The organism is Paenibacillus jepli (genome assembly GCF_047238105.1).
GTDB lineage: Bacteria > Bacillota > Bacilli > Paenibacillales > Paenibacillaceae > Paenibacillus_D.
Window position 1 is genome coordinate 4,472,976 of sequence record NZ_JBDFMD010000001.1, and the last position, 14,566, is coordinate 4,487,541.

At 55.3% G+C, this 14,566-nt stretch carries 13 protein-coding genes; 5 read left to right on the forward strand and 8 right to left on the reverse strand.

Going from position 1 to position 14,566, the window contains the following annotated elements; all coding sequences use genetic code 11:
• Positions 1–16: 16 nt before the first annotated feature.
• From ABC336_RS19315 to ABC336_RS19325, 3 genes are read left to right on the forward strand one after another with little or no spacing between them, the layout of a single operon-like run.
• Complete coding sequence (locus ABC336_RS19315) at positions 17–940, forward strand: ABC transporter ATP-binding protein (protein WP_413240189.1); 924 nt, start codon at positions 17–19, stop codon at positions 938–940.
• A gap of 2 nt (positions 941–942) precedes the next feature.
• On the forward strand, positions 943–1,845 hold the full coding sequence (locus tag ABC336_RS19320) for an ABC transporter ATP-binding protein (RefSeq protein ID WP_413240190.1): 903 nt from the start codon (positions 943–945) through the stop codon (positions 1,843–1,845).
• Positions 1,838–3,136 (forward strand): ABC transporter permease, encoded by a 1,299-nt coding sequence (locus ABC336_RS19325; RefSeq protein ID WP_413240191.1) that lies wholly within the window; start codon positions 1,838–1,840, stop codon positions 3,134–3,136. The genes ABC336_RS19320 and ABC336_RS19325 overlap by 8 nt, the downstream gene beginning before the upstream one ends.
• 604 nt (positions 3,137–3,740) lie before the next feature.
• Here ABC336_RS19325 and ABC336_RS19330 read toward each other — a convergent pair.
• Both ABC336_RS19330 and ABC336_RS19335 read right to left on the reverse strand, forming a co-directional pair.
• Complete coding sequence (locus tag ABC336_RS19330; RefSeq protein ID WP_413240192.1) at positions 3,741–4,772, reverse strand: NADH:flavin oxidoreductase/NADH oxidase; 1,032 nt, start codon at positions 4,770–4,772, stop codon at positions 3,741–3,743.
• 83 nt (positions 4,773–4,855) lie between these two features.
• Positions 4,856–5,170, reverse strand: coding sequence for an ArsR/SmtB family transcription factor (locus ABC336_RS19335; protein ID WP_413240193.1), 315 nt, complete (start codon positions 5,168–5,170; stop codon positions 4,856–4,858).
• Between the two features lie 148 nt (positions 5,171–5,318).
• On the opposite strand from ABC336_RS19335, the gene ABC336_RS19340 reads away from it, so the two are divergent.
• Both ABC336_RS19340 and ABC336_RS19345 read left to right on the forward strand, forming a co-directional pair.
• Positions 5,319–6,101 (forward strand): ABC transporter ATP-binding protein, encoded by a 783-nt coding sequence (locus tag ABC336_RS19340; protein ID WP_413240194.1) that lies wholly within the window; start codon positions 5,319–5,321, stop codon positions 6,099–6,101.
• The gene (locus ABC336_RS19345; protein ID WP_413240195.1) at positions 6,085–7,716 is read left to right on the forward strand and encodes a hypothetical protein; all 1,632 of its coding nucleotides are present in this window, start codon (positions 6,085–6,087) and stop codon (positions 7,714–7,716) included. Before ABC336_RS19340 ends, ABC336_RS19345 begins: the two co-directional genes overlap by 17 nt.
• A gap of 54 nt (positions 7,717–7,770) precedes the next feature.
• Here ABC336_RS19345 and ABC336_RS19350 read toward each other — a convergent pair whose 3' ends face one another.
• From ABC336_RS19350 to ABC336_RS19375, 6 genes are all read right to left on the reverse strand, one after another.
• Positions 7,771–8,091, reverse strand: a complete 321-nt coding sequence (locus ABC336_RS19350) for a cation transporter dimerization domain-containing protein (protein ID WP_413240196.1) — start codon at positions 8,089–8,091, stop codon at positions 7,771–7,773.
• Between the two features lie 2 nt (positions 8,092–8,093).
• Positions 8,094–9,407 (reverse strand): alpha-L-fucosidase, encoded by a 1,314-nt coding sequence (locus ABC336_RS19355; protein ID WP_413240197.1) that lies wholly within the window; start codon positions 9,405–9,407, stop codon positions 8,094–8,096.
• A 418-nt stretch (positions 9,408–9,825) separates the two neighbouring features.
• Complete coding sequence (locus ABC336_RS19360; RefSeq protein WP_413240198.1) at positions 9,826–10,902, reverse strand: Gfo/Idh/MocA family protein; 1,077 nt, start codon at positions 10,900–10,902, stop codon at positions 9,826–9,828.
• A 79-nt stretch (positions 10,903–10,981) separates the two neighbouring features.
• Entirely contained in the window at positions 10,982–12,670 is a 1,689-nt protein-coding gene (locus tag ABC336_RS19365) for an extracellular solute-binding protein (RefSeq protein WP_413240199.1), read from the reverse strand.
• Between the two features lie 25 nt (positions 12,671–12,695).
• Complete coding sequence (locus tag ABC336_RS19370) at positions 12,696–13,592, reverse strand: carbohydrate ABC transporter permease (RefSeq protein WP_413240200.1); 897 nt, start codon at positions 13,590–13,592, stop codon at positions 12,696–12,698.
• Positions 13,593–13,603: 11 nt separating this feature from the next.
• A complete protein-coding gene (locus ABC336_RS19375) occupies positions 13,604–14,563 on the reverse strand; it encodes an ABC transporter permease (RefSeq protein ID WP_413240201.1) in 960 nt (319 codons plus the stop codon).
• Positions 14,564–14,566: the final 3 nt, after the last annotated feature.

A 14,566-nucleotide genomic window follows, 5' to 3' on the forward strand; every position in this document is an offset into this window, starting at 1 on the left:
GCAGGAGGGATGGGCTATGGAAGAGCAGATCATTCGATTAACCGGCGTCAAGCTGGCCCAGGAACACTTCGAGCTGGGCCCGCTGAACCTGGAAGTGCCGGAAGGCTATATAACGGCTATTGTCGGGCCCAACGGCTCGGGTAAAAGCACGACGTTCCGAATGCTGTTGGGCCTGGCGCACCCTGATCAAGGGGAGGTAAAGGTGTTAGGTCAGAAGGTGAAGCCGGGCTCCGATGTTGCCTACAAGCAGAACATTGGTTACCTGGAGGAAAATGCCCCGCCGCATGACCGCAGCTTGCGTGCCAGGGAGAAGGCGGCCTTCGCCAGACACTGGTATCCGAACTGGGATCTGAACCGGTACCGCGAGCTGCTGCATCTGTTCGAGGTGGACGACAGCCTCAAGCTCGGCAAGATGTCCAAAGGCATGCGCCGCAAATTCGAGCTGGCGCTGGCCATCGCGCATGATCCTAAGCTGCTGCTGCTCGATGAGCCCTCCTCGGGTCTGGATCCGCTAGCGTGGCGCATGATGATCGAAGTGCTGCACCGCCATATGGAGCGCGGCGACCGGACGGTCCTGATGGCATCGCATCATGTAGAAGAAGTGAAACGGCTTGCCGATTACATCGTATTTATGATACATGGGCAAGTGATGGGCATCTACGAGAAAGATGAGCTGTTCAACAGCTGGCAGTGCTTGTACGTACGGGTATCTCCGGCGACGACCATCCGGTGGCAGGAGATCCCTAGCATCAGCAGTCATGAGCACGCGGGCTCCGATACGGTCAAGCTGGTAACGAGTGCAGCGCTGGAGGCGGAAGCCTGGCTGCAGCAGCAGGGAGTCATGATCCAGGCCAGACACATGCTCGAGCTTGATGACATTTTGGCTGAGCTCATGGCGCAACGCGCCTTGCGCTCGCCGCACAGAACGAAAGGGGTATGAGGATGAATCCGTTAATCGTAGATAATGTATCCAAGGAGTATGGCGACAAAACAGCCGTCAACCAGATCTCCCTAGAGGTAGAGCCTGGCGAGATCTATGGCCTCCTGGGGGCCAATGGGGCCGGCAAAACGACGACGATGCGCATGGTGCTGGGGCTGATCTTCCCTGATGACGGCAAGATTCTCTATCACGGCAAACCGTACAGCCGCGAACAATTGAGTATGCTCGGTTACTTGCCGGAAGAGCGGGGGATGTATCCGAAGGTGAAGATCAACGAGCAGGTGACCTACTTGGCCCGTCTGCGCGGGATGTCGCAGAAGGATGCGGATAAGAACCTGAAGGATTGGCTGGAACGCTTCAATATCACCGAGTATTACAACATGAAGATCGAGGAGCTCTCCAAGGGCAATCAGCAAAAGATCCAGTTCATCGCTGCGGTCATCCACAAGCCGAGCATCGTCATCCTCGATGAAGCATTCAGCGGACTCGACCCGGTCAATGTCGAGCAGCTCAAAGCGACAGTCAAGGAGCTGCGGGACAATGGCACGACGATCCTGTTCTCGACGCACCGGATGGAGCATGTCGAGGAACTGTGCCGCAACATTACGATCCTCCATCGCTCGAATACGGTGCTGCAGGGCAATATCAAGGAGATCAAAAAACAGTTTCCGCGCGAGCGGGTCATTCTGGGCACGGAAGCCGAGATCAAAGGCTTGGATGGACTGACAGGCGTCAAGGAGGTCAAGCGTATGGAGAACGGCTACGAGGTGTTGGTGGAACGCCCCGAGACGGCACAGGATCTGTTGCGGCATGCGATGGCGCAGGCGGAGCTGACCCGGTTTGAACTGATGGAGCCCACATTGAATGAAATCTTTATCCGATCGGTAGGTGGAAGAAATGAGTAATTTCTGGAATGTCGTCGGCTTTACGGTACGCAACAAATTAAGGACCAAATCCTTTATCGTCACCACATTAATCATCGCTATCATCATGAGTATCGGGATTAATCTGCCGTACATTATCAGCCAATTCAGCGGCGACGGACCGAGCGGCGAAGCAACTGCGATTGGTTACGTCGAAGGTCAGGCACCGGAGGTAACCGGCCCGCTCAGCAGCGGCGATGGCTTCCCTGAGGGCGGCGAGCTGATGATCGTTGGCTATCCGGATGCCGGATCGCAGGAGGCCAATGAGCAGGCGATGCGCGAGGCGATCAATGCCGGCGATATCCAAGGTTATCTGCTCTTCGAGCAGCAGGCTGGGGTGTTGTTCCCGCAAGTGACCTACAAGGCGGAATCGCTCAACGGCAATGCGTCTGTGATGCTGATGACGGCGCTGCAGACGATCCGCAATGATATCATCCTCGCCGAATCCGGACTGACAGCAGAACAGCGCGCGGCCCTGCTGGAGCCGATCAACTTGAATCCGACTCAGATCTCGGTAGAGACCGGTACAGAGACTGCAGGCGGCGAGACCGGACCAAGCGGTCTGGCGATGGGCTTTGTCTATGTCGTGATTATCCTGCTGTTCATGGGTATTTTCATTACCAGTCAATTGATTGCAACTGAAGTCACCGCGGAGAAGAGCTCGCGCGTCATGGAGATTCTCGTCACAAGCGTCGCTCCGCTAACCCAGATGTTCGGCAAGATCTTCGGGATGTTCCTGGTAGGAACGATGCAGATCGGCACCTTTATCCTTGTCTTCTTCATCAATGTCATGCTGCCGCACAACCAGGAGATGTTAGCCGGATTAGATATAAACTTGTCTGAACTGGATCCGATGCTGTATGTCTACGCGATTATCTTTTACTTCGGCGGCTACTTCCTGTTCGCCACCTTGTTCGCAGCTGTCGGCTCGATCGTCAGCCGCACCGAGGATCTGGCACAGGCTCTGACGCCAGTGACGATCCTCTCGATGGCCGGCTTCTACATCGGCATCTTCGGGATGACGGCACCGGACTCGACCTTGATCCAAGTAGCTTCCTATATCCCGTTCTTCACGCCATTCGCTATGTTCCTCCGTGTCGGCCTGACGGATCCGGCGCTGTGGGAGATCGCCCTGTCCATTGGCTTGCTGCTCGTCAGCATCATGATCTTTGGCTGGCTCTCCGCCAAGATCTACCGCACCGGCGTCCTGATGTACGGCAAGCGTCCGACGTGGAAAGAGATTCGCAAGGCGATGAAGGCATATAAGATTTAAATTTTCAAGTAAATAAGATGATGTTAGTATACTAAAATGGACGGGTGCCCATACTGGCGCCCGTTTTTCGTACACAAATCAATCGATGACTTATAAACAAATTATGGTAAAATAAGAAGGTGATATCTGATCAGCTTAAAGAGTGGATCGAAACCCATCTGTCTGGATAACAATTGATTGATATCTGGGATTCAGAGTTCTCGTGGCAACAGCAGGAAGCAAAATACGAATCATTGATTCGTGAAGTGGACGCTTCCTTGGCAGAGACATTTAACTTTGGGAGAGCCTCAAAATATGTGGAGAAAAATATAGACAGCATAACCTATAGTGGCAAGTGGGCGATGAAGATAGACGGAAATCAAGAGGTTTGGATCGGAAGGCTAACTTTAGATGGAACTTATGAATGGAATAATCCCTCTTATTTTCCGCCAGTGATCTTAAGTTTAATATACGGGCGGGCGAGCCTGACTGATATGCCAAAGAGACCATCGCTTATTTGCAAGGTTTGCTAAAGAAACACGATTGGAGTTAGAGGCGCAGATGATGAGGATTGCCGTGTATCAGTCTGAAAAGAACGATACACGGCAATCCTTTTTTTCTGTATTTAATTTCGAACGTAAATCCCTCTAGCGTACTGAGTCGGCGGCTCAACCTTGCGATCAATGGTCCGTACGGCATGGAGGGACCAGTACGGATCGTCCAGCATACCACGCCCGACGGCGACAAGATCGGCATCCTCATTGGCCAAAGCCGCTTCAGCGACGAGCGGATCCTCTAACACGCCGACCGCAATGACGGGTACACCGAGCGATTGTTTGTAGGCGCGCGCGAAGGGCACCTGGTATCCCGCGTGGTTGGCCGGTTTTTTCTGTCCGGGGGGCGCTTCACCGCCGCTTGAGACATCAAACATGTCGACACCTGCTTCTTTGTAGCGCTTGGCCATCTCCAATGAATGTTCCAACTCATAACCGCCATCCATGTACTCAATCGCTGAAATCCGGAAGATAAGCGGCATGTCGTCAGGCATCACGCTGCGAACAGCCTGGATGACCTCGACTCCGAACAGAGACAGGTCTTGGCCATATTCATCCGTGCGGTTATTAATGCCAGGCGAATGGAACTGATGAATCAAGTAACCATGGGCGCCGTGAAGCTCGATGGTGTCGAAACCGGCTTCGACTGCCCGTCGGGCAGCTTCTTTAAACTTGACTATCATCTCTTTGACCTCCGAAGTCGAGAGCGCCCGCGGCGGCGTCTTGATGCCGGCAACCGGGATGTCTGAGGCCCCGACTGGTTGCTCGGCATCTTCTGCCTTGCGGCCGGCATGGGCAATCTGAACACCAATTTTGGAACCGTATTTGTGGACCTCCTCGACGATTCTCTTAAAGGCGGGAATCTGTTCGTCCGACCAGAGGCCGAGATCTTTATTGGTAATGCGGCCGTCAGGCTCGACATCGGTCATCTCCACAATGATGAGCCCGGTGCCGCCGACGGCTCTGGACACATAATGAACGAAGTGCCAGTCGGTAGGGCTGCCGTCCAGCGCCTCAACCGAATATTGGCACATCGGCGGCATGACAATGCGGTTCTTGAGCGTTAGACCTTTGATCGCGTAGGGGAGATTCAAGTGTGACATGAAAGCAGCTCCTTACTTAGTAATGGATTTTCTACTTATCTCGAATTATAGATATATATAGCCTTAAAAAGCAGAAATCAGGATTAGATTTCTGTTTTAAGGGATTCTGTCAATTGTTGAATGAATGTCTCATTGCGGCGATAGTAGCTCCATTGACCGAAACGAGCCGTTTCAAGAAGATTAGCCTTTAACAGAATATTCAAATAGTGCGAAGTCGTAGACTGAGAAACGCCTGCCATCTCCTGAATATCCCCGACACATACGCCGCCTGCAAATTCCTCTCCTTTTGGTATGTGTGCTCCCGATCCAGGAAAGTACTTCTCCGGTTCCTTTAACCACTTTAGAATATTAAGACGCGTCTCGTTTGATAATGCTTTGAACACCTCGATGTAATCCATGGTTTTATTATATCTAGTTTTCCCGATATGTCAATTAGAATACCAGTTGCTGCATGTGATAAACTGGTAGATACGGGATATTTACCGAAATTGATAGGGAGTGTGAGTTGGGATAGAAAAGCTAGACCAGATTAGACAAGAAGGTAAGATGGCGCTCGTTCTGCAGGACCTGAAGAAAAGCTTTGGCCAAAAACAAGTTCTCGCCGGGGCGGACTTCCGTTTTGAGCAGGGGAAAATCTATGGCTTGTTGGGCCGCAATGGGGCCGGGAAGACGACTTTATTCAACTGCTTAGGCGGTGAGATGCCTGCAGACGGCGGCAGTATGAAGTTGGTGGATGGCGCTAAGACGCGCGAGTTGCAGGCGGACGATGTCGGGTATGTGTATTCGATGCCGATCCTGCCGGAGTTCCTGACAGGGTATGAGTTTATTCGTTTCTTCATCGATGTCAATGAGGCAGCGATTGCAGGCCGGGGAGACGATGTGGACGCGTTGTTTGACATGATGCGCATCGCTCAAGATGACCGGCATAAGCTAATCAAGCATTATTCGCACGGCATGAAGAATAAAGTTCAGATGCTGCTCTTTCTGCTGATGAAGCCTCCGGTCATCTTACTGGACGAACCCCTGACTTCGTTTGATGTCATAGTCGCCCTGGAGATGAAGCAGCTGCTGCGGGAGATGAAAGGCGATCATGTGCTGATCTTCTCTACCCATATCTTGCAGCTGGCGGCGGATCTGTGCGACGAGTTGGTCATTCTCCATGGCGGCAAGCTATCGCAGGTGTCCACCGAGCTGCTGACCCGTCCGGACGTCGAGCAACAGGTGATCGAATTGTTGCGTGACGATGGCGGGAGTGAAGCCGATACAGACGGGAATGCGTTCGGACGAGGCGTGACGGGGAAGGGGCAGGACGATGACGGGCGTGCTTAATACGATTGCCCGTCTGTGGCAGCTGCAGACGGTCACGCTGGCCAACCGCCTGATCTATTATGCTCAGCGTCTGCCCTTGCTCGGAAGGAGGGTAAGCGAACGTGCGTACGCCGCTGTCCGCGCGAAGCGGCTGGCTGGCTCGGTGGCGGTCGGGTTAAGGATTCTCGGCGGTCTGTTAGAGAGCTTCCTGTATATCGGGCTTATGCTGGCGCTCCCCCTGCAGATATGGGCAGATGGATGGACGGCCGGAGAGCAGCAGGCGCTGTTTGTGCATATGTATTTTTGCATCAGTGTGCTGATGGCCGCAGTGTCGAGTGCGAAGGTGCTGGAGCCGAGCAAGATGAAGTATACTGCCGTCCGATTGATGCGTATGGTGCCGACACGGTATATGCGGGCGGTGCTTATTTACCGGTATGGGACATTCTTTCTGTATCAATCGCTGGCGATGGCGGTCATCGGCAGCGGATGGGGTATTACCTTAGCGCAGGGATTATTGTTGGTCGGGGCTGTGACGATGTGGCGTGTGGCATCCGAATGGCTACATTTGGCGTTGTTCCGCCGGAGCGGGATCATACTGGTGAAGAAGACGGGAATCGTTATCCTGGTGATGGTGCTTACCTTTGCTGCAGCTTACCTGCCGCTGACCCCGCTGAGTGCAGTCCCGTTGTTCGGTGCGATGCTGCTCGGCCAGTCTTTAGTTCTCGCGCTGCTGATATTAGCCGGGCTTGTCGCTGGTTATGGGCTGCTTAAGAAGGTTGATTATACGGATCCCGTACAAGCGGCTACCAAACGCGATGATCCGTTGTTGAATATGGAGCAGCTGATCGCGGATGCACAACAAAAAAGCGTCCAAGCCAATGATCTCGACTACAACGCCCCCCTTACGCTCCCCTTAAGCGACAGGGAGGGGGGAGGCTCAGGTAAACAAGGCTACGCCTATATCCATCAGATCTTTGTGGCGCGGCATGGCAGTCTGATCCGCACACCGTTTCGGAAGCGGTTGGGCGTGCTCGGCGGGCTTGGCGTCGTGCTGGCGTGCCTGGCGCTGCTGTTTGCCGATACGCTGGATGTTGCGAGCATCGAAGCCTATGTCCCGTTCGTCATTTTAGCGATGTTCTATTTGACGATGGGTGATCAATTGTGCAAGGTATTGTTTTACCATTGCGATATGCCGCTTCTGCGCTATCCATTCTATCGCAAGGGGGCGGTGCAGCATTTCCGTTTGCGTCTTGGCAGGCTGCTGGGGATGAACGTTCTAATCGGGGCAGGCTTGGCAGCTGTGCTGAGTGTGTTCATCTTGATCGTATCCGGAGGACAAGTGCCAGGCGTGTTGCTGCCGCTATGGATCTTGACGCTGGCGCTGGCGGTTTTCTTCTCGGTTCATCATTTGCTGCTATATTATCTGCTGCAGCCGTATACAACAGAGCTTAATACGAAGAACCCTTTTTTCATTTTGCTGAACAGCCTTGTTTCCTTAGGCTTTGTTGGGGTAATGGTGCTGGGCCCGGCCCTCTGGGCGTTAACTGTCGTCGTTGCCCTGCTGTCAATAGTGTATTTGTGTAGTGCATTGCCGCTGGTTTCGAGATATGCGCCTAGCTGCTTTCGTGTAAAGTAAGGCTGCGTCTATGCCGTTTGGACAACCTTATCCTTTTCAAGCGCAGGTATCCTGCTATCTAGCCGATAAAGGTTCAATAAGGATATGAACATGGTGGATATTATATTTTCTTTGCATATGCTTTTCGATTAACACTGTAATATCATGGCTTTCAATGACATTTATTTGGCTGTCCACGCTGATGGTCACGTCAACAAGCTTGCTGCTCCCGGAAGCTGCAAGCCGGATATTGCGTGTGGGTCTAGAGAAACAGGGTTGTCGCTTGGTACAAATGAGGGCGATAAAACAAACTTCCAGGCGGGGAACTTTTTGTGGCTTGTGCAAAAAATAATAAAAACCGGTGCAGGAGTTATACCCCGCACCGGTTTTCAGCACATTCAAAACTTCAGGAACAACTCAATAACCGGCACCGCAACATTCGGCTTCTTCACTGGAAGAGACAGCGTCAGCGTGTCGGCAGGACGGCCTTCGTTGAAGGCGCCGGCTTCCATCGTCATCTCTTGCTCCCCTTCGGTCATCCGCACCTCAGAAGCATCGTTAAGCAGCTGCGCATACTCGACCTTGCCGGAGAAGCCGTGGAGATGGATGTTCTTGAACGGCCAGCTGAAGACATGCAGATAGAGACGGTTGGTCTCAGGATTGTAGGTGAACCGGCAATCCCCCGGCGCTTGCATGCCGTCCGGGGCCGCGGTGCAGCCATAGATGGAACGGCTGTGCCGCTTCATCCATTCGCCCATCCCCTTAAGCCGGTCGACGGCGCGCTCGTCGATCTCGCCGCGGCCGGTCGGACCGACGTTGAGCAGCAGGTTGCCGCCCTTGGAGACGGTGTCGATGAGCATCTTCACCAGGACATCGACGCTCTTCCAGGACTCCTCGTCCCGGTAGTAGCCCCAGGAGCCGCTGAACGTATGACACGCTTCCCAGATGACGCGGCGGCCGTCGACGCGGATCCACTCACGCGGCTGGTACTGCTCCGGCGTCGTGATGTCGCCAGGGATACCGAGCCGGTCGTTGAGCATGATGTGCGGCTGCAGCTCGCGGACCATCTCGATGAACTTCTTGCTTTGCCATTCCTTGGCTCCCTTGCCGGGGAAGCCCTCCAGCGGCGGGATGGAGAAGTCGAGGAACATGACGTCGATCTTGCCATACCCGGTCAAGAGCTCGCGCGTCTGGGCGAACATGAAGTCAACGTATTTTTGGAAGTCCTTCTCCTTCTGTGCATCCAGGAAATCCTGATTGTAGCGGAGCGGATGCTTGACGTCGACGGTGTAGTGCGGATGGTGCCAGTCCAGCAGCGAGTAGTAGAGGCCGGCCCGGATGTCCCGCGCCCGGAACGCATCGAGCATCGGCCGCAGCAGATCGCGCTTGGCAGGCGTGTTCATCACATTGTAATCGGACTGCTTGGTGTCCCACAGGCTGAAGCCTTCATGGTGCTTAGTGGTGACGACAAAATATTTCATCCCCGCGTCGGCAGCCAGTTGAGCCCATAGTTCGGGGTCGTACAGATCAGGGTCGAAGCGTTTGAAATACTTGTTGTACTGTTCGCTGGTCATAAACTCGCGGGCTTGGAGCCATTCGTGACGGGCGCCCAGCGCGTAGAGTCCCCAGTGGATGTACATGCCGAATCTGGCCTGGGTGAACCATGTGGAATCGCCGGTGACCGGCGCAATATCGTAATCATAACTCATCATGGATCTCCTCCTAGAACAGGGTTTGTGGCGGGATGATAGGTAGTTGGTCATGTCGCGTCAGGGTAGGGATGGGCATAAAGCCAATTGTGCAGTTAGCAGAGCATGAATGGGAGTGTCAGACAGAGCGTAAGGTCAAAAGTGCAGTTAATTCGGACAAATTTACCAAATTATAGTTACTGCGGACGATTTAAATGTATTTTTGTCTTTAGGAGGCCCGATGGAGGCCAAGTATGCGAAAATAATGGTACTTTTGTCGTTAAAGGTGACGGGGAGGAGGCCGGTGGGGCTGATTCGCGACATGACGGGCTGCAAGGCCTCACCCCGCTACCAGGCAACCTGTTCAACCTTTGGTCCCTCGCGCCGCCCTTCGGGGCGGAGGCGCTACAGTCCCGGCCCCTCGCGCCGCTCAGCAAAGCGTTTACAGCTCTATCCCCTGACGGAACTCTTGGAGCCGGACCCGCTCGCCCTCGTGCGTTGCGCTGTGGCGCAGCGCCTCCATCAGGATGATCGTGTCGATGCCTTCCCGCAGATCGGGGGAAGGGGAGCGTCCGGCGTCGAGACAGTCGGCAAAGTATTCGATATAGTTCTGGTACTCGCCGGCATGATGACTCTCGCCCTCAAAGCGGAAGTAGTAGCTGTGCTTGTCGTCAAAGGTATGCAGCTGCTTGCCCTCGCCGGCGAAGTGGGTATGATACCGGAGATTGAGATACTCGGCCCGGCTCGTCCCCTGCGTGCCGCGCAGCGTGCATTCGATCGACGGCGCGATCTCGCGGCTCAGCGTCGGCAGCGTATAGCTGCCCGAGACGGTGGCGACCCGCCCCTCGCTGTCCCGCAGCAGGAAGCGCATGCTGTCCCACACCTCCAGGCCGTAGCCGCGGCTGGTGGAGCTGACGGTGCCGAAGCCGGTCACTTCCGTGACATCGGCCAGATACCAGCGGGCGAGATCGACAGCGTGGATCATAAAGTTGTACATCCAGCTGAACCCGCTCTGACGGCTCCAGCCCCGCTCGAGGAACCAGCGGCCATCTGTGATGTAGGATGCTTCGACGGTCTGCAGCTCGCCGTGGCGGCCGCTCTCGAAGTCCCGCCGCTGATGGAGCATCGGCTCGAAGAAGCGCGAGCTCTGGCCGACGAACACCTGCTTGCCGCTGCGAGCCGCCAGCTCGGTGAGCTCCTGTACACCCTCCAATGAAGTGAGGAGGGGCTTGGTGCAGATGACATGCTTGCCTGCGGCCAGCGCCTGCAAGATATGCTCGCGGTGCAGCTGATCCGGTGTATAGATCGCGATCACATCCAGCTCGGGGTCCTCCAGCAGCTCGCGATATTCCGTCGTCCAGGCATCGAACCCGAACTCCCCGGCCCGCTCCCGGCAGATCTCCTCGCGCAGATCGCACACCTTGTGCAGCTCCCATTGCCGGCTCTGGAGTGCCGCAGACATGATGCTGCGGCCTTCCCCCAATCCGACGACGCCCAGTTTGTAAACCTTTTTACTCATCAGTCACCATCCTTTCAAAAAATGCTTAGTCCAGCTTACCCTCAAAAATGCCGATGGGTGCGGAATCGATTCTGCCCTGTTAGTTGGCATTGGCGTCATAGGCGTCCTGGTTAATCTGGATGAGACGGTCGACGCCCATGCTTTGCAGTGTGGCCAGGTAGTTATCCCACTCATTGTCGATATTATGATCACCGATGATGAAGCGGGCAGTCATCTGATCAACGTAATCCTTGATCGTCTTCTCCAGGTCGGCCAGCTCTGTGCTCTGATCCTCGGTGAAGTACAAGTGCGGGATGACCATATCGATCGGCGGGATGTGCGGCTCATACTGCTCATTGGTCGCCCGGTACAGGATGACTTCGTTGTTCTCATCGGGATTCTCGCCGGCATACCAGCTCAGACGCGTGGCACTGTAATTGTAGACAGGCGCCTTCTGGTACCAGTGATTGTTGGTCATGCCGCCATAGGGCGTGATCAGCTCATACTTGGCGGGGCTGCCGTCGATGCCCAGCATGCCTTCCCCGGCTTCCTTGAAGTCGACGCCAGGGATGCCGTTCTGAACGCGGTTCATGATGTCTTCATCGAAGAAGCCGTCGAGCCAGCGCAGCGCGATCTCGGGATGCTCGGCTGCGGTAGTGATGACCGCCTTGCCGGATGTGAGCTGGTACGGGTTGTGTACCGCATACTGGGTACCGTCCGGACCTTCCAGCGGCGCAACGGCTTTATAATCCAGCCATCTGCCGCTCGGGCCGCCGATTTCTGTCGCGTTGCCGAGGTAGATGCCGGGGAAGGCTCCGAGGATCGGCGCTTCGGCATTTTCACCCATCTGGCGCAGCTGCTGTTCGTCCTGCGTGAACGATTCGCCGGCCAACAGACCTTCCGAGTACAGCTTGTTCAGATACTTGAGTCCTTCCTTCCAGCCAGGCTGCGTATAGCTCGTCGTGACCTGGCCGTCTTCAAGATACATCCGGGTAGCCGGCGTATAGACGAACGAGTTCATCAGGAACATCTCGACCTGCAGCTCGACCGCGCGCGCCGCGCCCGGACGGATCGCGCCGGCCAGCGGGATTTCGTCAGCCTTGCCGTTGCCGTTGGGATCCTGCTCCTTGAACGCTTTGAGCGTCTGGTAGAATTCCTCGGTCGTCGAAGGCATCGGCAGGTTCACAGCATCGAGGAAATCCTCGTTCATCCACAGCTTGAACGGCATCGAGCAGTGGTAGCATTCATTGATCTCCGGCAGCGAGTAGATGTTGCCATCGGGGGTCACGATGGAGTCGTAATACTTGGGTTGTTCCTCGAAGGCTTGCTTCATGTAATAGCCGTATTCTTCGATCAGATCGTTGAGCGGCAGGAAGACGCCCTGCGGTCCGTAGATCATCTCCTGCGCCCGGGTGACGCCCATGCCGAGCATGATATCCGGCAGGTCCATACTGGCCAGTCTCAGGTTGAGCGTCTCGGCGGATGCGCCGGGAGGGGCGACTTCGAAATTCACTTTGACATTGGTATGCTCCTCGTACCATTTCGTGAATGCGTTGGTCTGGAAGTCCTCGACATTGGAATCGCCGGCGATCAGGATCGTCAGCTCCACCTGCTCATTGACGATGGGGAACGTGCCTGGCTCCGTCAGGTTGCTGGCGGCCTCAGGCGTTCCGCCATCCGGCTGCTGGGCGCCTTGTCCGGCAGTTGGCGCATTGCCGTTGCTGCAAGCGGACAGGATGAGGACGGCGGTTACCATCAGGATCAGGCTCATTTTGGTTCTCTTTGGCATGGTGTGACCTCCCTGGATTTCTTTTTTATCCTTTTAACGAACCGATCATTACGCCTTTGACAAAATGCTTCTGCACGAACGGGTAGATGATCAGGATCGGCACGCTGGCGACGACAATGAGAGAATACTTGAGCAGCTGACGCAAGCCATCCTGCTCGGCGGCAACCCGGACATCCATGATGAGCGAGGCATTGACCTCATTGCGCACCAGGATATCCCGCAGGACCATCTGCAGCGGTTGCAGCCCGGGATCCCGCAAGTACAGCAGCGCCTGGAAATACTGGTTCCAGTGGCCGACCGCATAGAACAGGCAGAGCACCGCGATGATCGGCGCCGACAGCGGCAGCACGATCTTGAAGAAAAACTGGAAGTCGGAGCAGCCGTCGATCTGCGAGGCTTCGAGCATCTCATCGGGGATCGTGATCTGGAAGAACGTGCGGGCGATGATCAGATTCCAGACGGCCAGCGCAGTCGGCAGGATGAGCGACCAGCGGGTATTGAGCAGCCCCAGATCCTGGACGACCAGATAGACAGGGATCAGTCCGGCATGGAACAGCATCGTGAACACGCACAGCATCATGATGAACTGGCGGCCTTTGAGATCCTTGCGGGAGAGGGCGTAGGCACCGGTAATCGTGATGGCGACATTGACGAGCGTCCCGACGCCGGTGTAGAACAGCGAGTTGGCGAAGCCGGTCCAGACGCGCTTGTATTCGAATACCGCTTCATAGCCGCGCAGCGTCGGTTCAACCGGCCATAGCCACACCTTGCCCGAGAGGACCGCCGACGGCGAGCTGAACGAGGCGCTTACAATGTAGATGAGCGGGTAGAGGACCAGCAGCGACACGACGATGAGGAACAGCCCGTTGAGTACCGTGAACATCTTGTCTGACGTCGAATCCTTGAACGCACTTGATTCCATCGGCTTCCTTTCTACCAGAGGCTGGTTTGACCGGCCCGTTTGGCGATTTTGTTCACGGACAACAGCAGGAGCAGGCTGATCACAGACTTGAACAGACCGATGGCAGTGGCGTAGGAGAAGCTCGGTGCCTGGGACAGCAGGCCGACTTTGTACACGTACGTATCGATTACCTCCGAAGCGCTCAGATTCAGCGGGTTCTGCATGAGCAGCACCTTCTCAAAGCCGATGTTGAGCATCTGCCCGGTGTTAAGGATGAGCAGGATGATGGCGATCGGCAGGATGCCCGGCAGGTCGATGTGCCAGATCCGGCGGAGCTTGGAGGCGCCGTCGACGACGGCGGCCTCATGCAAGGTCGGGTCGACGCCCGAGAGCGCTGCCAGATAGACGATGCAGGCAAATCCGGTACTCTGCCATACAGCCGACCACACATAGATCGACTTGAACATGCCTGACTGGGCCATGAAGTTGACCGGATCGATACCGAAGACGCCCAGGATCTGATTGAAGATTCCGCTACGCGGATCCATGAACTGCATCATCATCCCGACCAGCACGACGACCGAGATAAAATGCGGCGCGTAGGTAATCATCTGGACGGATTTTTTGAACACGGCCGTCCGCACATAGTGGAGACTAAGCGCGAGGATGATCGGCATCGGGAAGCTGGCGGCCAGCTCATAGAGACTGAGCAGAATCGTATTGCTCATGATCATCCAGAAGTCATAGGAGCGGAAGAACCGTTCGAAATGGTCGAAGCCGATCCAGGGACTGCCCCAGATGCCCTGCATGACATGGAATCGTTTGAAGGCGATCTGGGCGCCGTACATCGGATAATATTGAAAGATCAGCAGATACGCAATCGTAGGAAGCAGGAGCACGTACAGCTGCCAGCGCTGCAGGAGGCCATGCAACGGCGATCGTTTGGCAGTTTGAGTCGCCCCTAGCGGGCGTTCTTTATTCATAGGCTGCATCAC